This is a genomic window from Rhizobium sp. P1_E1 (assembly GCF_056406015.1).
The window spans coordinates 1-3718 of the sequence record NZ_JBFUAY010000330.1; the positions used below are offsets into that span (position 1 = coordinate 1).

Annotated in this window: 3 protein-coding genes; all 3 read left to right on the forward strand. The window is 63.6% G+C overall.

Annotated features, from left to right (window positions below):
- Nucleotides 1-894 (forward strand): alpha-ketoacid dehydrogenase subunit beta (locus tag AC1D1Z_RS35055; RefSeq protein WP_477853384.1); only part of this gene is annotated, 894 nt, incomplete at its 5' end.
- A 3-nt stretch (nt 895-897) separates the two neighbouring features.
- Entirely contained in the window at nt 898-2145 is a 1248-nt protein-coding gene (locus AC1D1Z_RS35060) for a dihydrolipoamide acetyltransferase family protein (protein ID WP_018449160.1), read from the forward strand.
- A 5-nt stretch (nt 2146-2150) separates the two neighbouring features.
- Nucleotides 2151-3548, forward strand: coding sequence for a dihydrolipoyl dehydrogenase (gene lpdA, locus AC1D1Z_RS35065; RefSeq protein ID WP_130719309.1), 1398 nt, complete (start codon nt 2151-2153; stop codon nt 3546-3548).
- Nucleotides 3549-3718 lie beyond the last annotated feature (170 nt).

The following is a 3718-nucleotide window of genomic DNA, read 5'->3' on the forward strand; positions in this document are numbered from 1 at the left end:
ACGCAGGGCCTGCAGGCAAAATACGGCAGAACGCGCTGCTTCGATACGCCGATCAGCGAATCCGGAATCGTCGGCACGGCGATTGGCATGGCCGCCTACGGGCTGAAGCCCTGTGTCGAAATCCAGTTCGCCGATTACATGTATCCGGCCTATGACCAGCTGACGCAGGAGGCGGCTCGCATCCGCTACCGGTCCAACGGCGATTTCACCTGCCCGATCGTGGTGCGCATGCCGACCGGCGGCGGAATCTTCGGCGGCCAGACGCACAGCCAGAGTCCGGAGGCGCTTTTTACCCATGTCTGCGGGCTGAAGGTGATCGTGCCGTCCAATCCCTATGACGCCAAAGGCCTGCTGATCGCGGCGATCGAGGATCCCGATCCTGTCATGTTCCTAGAGCCGAAGCGCCTCTATAACGGCCCCTTCGATGGCCATCACGAGCGGCCGGTGACGCCCTGGTCGAAACACGACCTCGGAGAGGTGCCTGACGGCCACTACACCATCCCGATCGGCAAGGCCGAGGTGCGTCGCGTGGGATCGGCGGTGACCGTGGTTGCCTACGGCACCATGGTGCATGTGGCGCTTGCCGCAGCCGAGGATGCCGGCATCGATGCCGAGGTGATCGATCTTAGAAGCCTGCTGCCGCTCGATCTCGACACGATCGTCAACTCAGTCTCGAAGACGGGTCGCTGTGTCGTCGTGCATGAGGCAACCCTGACGTCCGGCTTCGGCGCCGAAGTCGCGGCGCTGGTGCAGGAGCATTGCTTCTATCATCTCGAAGCGCCGGTCGTGCGCGTTGCCGGCTGGGACACGCCCTATCCGCATGCGCAGGAGTGGGACTATTTCCCCGGTCCCGGCCGTGTCGGGCGGGCGCTTGCCGAAGTCATGGAGGCTTGAGCCGTGGGCGAATTCATCATCAAGATGCCCGATGTCGGGGAGGGGGTCGCCGAGGCCGAGATTGTGGAGTGGCACGTGAAGACAGGAGATCCCGTCCGCGAGGACATGGTGATCGCCGCCGTCATGACCGACAAGGCCACCGTGGAAATTCCGTCTCCCGTCAATGGCATCGTCATATGGCTTGCCGGCGAGGTTGGAGACCGCATCGCGGTCAAGGCCCCGCTGGTGCGGATCGAGACAGCGGGAGATGTCGGCGAGGCTCAGCCTATGCAGATCTCGCAGACGCCGATTGCCGAAACGCCCAGAGCCGAGATGGCAAGACCTGCTCCGGCAGCGCCAGCCCCTGCGGCGGCGCCAGTGCCGACGGCGGCGCCGGCGGAAAAGCCGCTTGCCGCTCCCTCGGTGCGGCTCTTCGCCAGGGAAAGCGGCGTCGATCTCAGGCAGGTGCAGGGGAGCGGACCGGCCGGGCGTATCCTGCGCGAGGATATCGAGCAATTCCTGACTCCTGGAACCGCTCCTGCTGCGGTCAAGAACGGTTTTGCCAAGAAGACGGCGACCGAGGAGATCAAGCTGACCGGCCTGCGCCGCCGCATCGCCGAAAAGATGGTGCTTTCCGCCTCGCGCATCCCCCACATCACCTATGTGGAGGAAGTGGATATGTCCGCGCTCGAGGAGTTGCGCACCACCATGAACGGCGATCGCAAGCCTGATCATCCGAAGCTGACGGTTCTGCCCTTCCTGATGCGGGCGCTGGTCAAGGCCATTTCCGAACAGCCTGACGTCAACGCTACTTTCGACGACGATGCCAGCATCATCACGCGCTATGGTGCCGTGCACATCGGCATCGCCACGCAGACGCCCGCCGGTCTGACCGTGCCGGTGGTCCGGCATGCGGAAGCCCGCGGCATCTGGGATTGCGCCACGGAGATGAACCGGCTGGCGGAAGCGGCGCGCTCCGGCACCGCGACACGCGATGAGCTTTCCGGCTCCACCATCACCATCAGCTCGCTCGGCGCGCTCGGCGGCATCGTCTCGACACCGATCATCAATCATCCCGAAGTGGCGATCGTCGGCGTCAACAAGATCGCCACACGACCGGTCTGGGACGGCACGCAGTTCGTGCCGCGCAAGATGATGAACCTCTCCTCCAGCTTTGATCATCGCATCATCGACGGCTGGGATGCGGCAAACTTCGTGCAGCGCATCCGCACGCTGCTCGAAACGCCGGCGCTCATTTTTATCGAAAGCTGAGATCCATGAAAGAGATCGTCTGCAAGCTCCTCGTCATCGGCGCCGGTCCGGGCGGTTATGTCTGCGCCATTCGCGCCGGGCAGCTCGGCATCGATACTGTTATCGTCGAGGCCGGCAAACCGGGCGGCACCTGCCTGACGGTCGGCTGCATTCCCTCCAAGGCGTTGATCCATGCGGCGGAGGAATTCGATGCGACGCAAAGGATGCTTGCCGGCAAGAATCCGATGGGCATCCGCGTCGAGGGCGCGTCGATCGATCTCGGCAGGACGATTGCCTGGAAGGACGGGATCGTCGGCCGGCTCACAGGTGGTGTTTCGGGGCTGCTGCAGAAGGCACGAGTCAAGATCGTCCACGGCCGCGCCCACTTCCGCGACGGCAAGACGGTGGAGGTGGAGACGGAAATAGGCCAACAGATCATCCGCGCCGAGACGGTGGTGATCGCCACCGGTTCGGATCCGGTGGAGCTTGCGAACCTGCCTTTCGGCGGCCGCGTCATTTCCTCGACAGAGGCGCTGTCGCTGACGGAGCTGCCGAAAAAGCTCGTCGTGGTCGGCGGCGGTTACATCGGACTGGAGCTCGGGACGGCTTTTTCCAAGATGGGGTCTGATGTGACGATCGTCGAGGCGACGCCACAGGTGCTGCCGCAATATGATGCCGAGCTGGTGCGGCCCGTCATGCGCAAGCTGACCGAAGGCGGTATCCGGGTGTTGACAGGTGCCAAGGCGATCGGCCTTGCCGACAATGGCGAGGTGTTGATCGTCGAAACGGCCGATGGCCGCCAACAGTCCCTGCCGGCGGACCGCATCCTCGTCACCGTCGGCCGCCGCCCAAGAACCGCAGGATCCGGTCTCGAAGAGCTCGATCTCGACCGTGCCGGCCCTTATTTGAGGATCGACGACCGCTGCCGCACGTCGATGCGCGGCATCTATGCGATCGGCGATGTGACCGGCGAGCCGATGCTTGCCCATCGGGCCATGGCGCAAGGGGAGATGGTGGCGGAAATCATCGCCGGGAAGAAGCGGGCCTGGGACAAACGATGCATCCCAGCCATCTGCTTCACCGATCCGGAAATCGTCAGCGCCGGCCTGTCGCCGGCGGAAGCGAAGGCGCAAGGTTATGAGATTCGCACCGGCCAGTTTCCGTTCAGCGCCAACGGGCGGGCGATGACGATGCTATCCGAAGAGGGCTTCGTGCGCGTCGTGGCCCGCGCCGACACCAATCTCGTGCTCGGCCTGCAGGCGGTGGGAGCCGGGGTCTCCGAGCTCTCGGCAGCTTTTGCGCTGGCCATCGAGATGGGTGCACGCCTGGAAGACATCGCCGGCACCATCCACGCACATCCGACCCGCAGCGAAGCGGTCATGGAGGCGGCGCTGAAAGCTTTGGGAAGCGCCCTGCACATCTGAGTTACGCCCGGGCCGGGCACTGAAGATCCGGGAAGGCGCCGTGCTCGGGCGGAGGATCTTGTGGGATTCATCCATGTCGACCAGGCGGCAAGTCACTTCTCTTCTAAAGGTTGATTATGGATAATTTACCTGTTTTACGTGTAAATCTGGCATAATCAACATTATGGAAC

What these genes read in the sequence shown, in the direction of transcription:
- lpdA (WP_130719309.1), top strand. Translation starts at nt 2,151, where the DNA reads ATGAAAGAGATCGTCTGCAAGCTCCTCGTCATCGGCGCCGGTCCGGGC.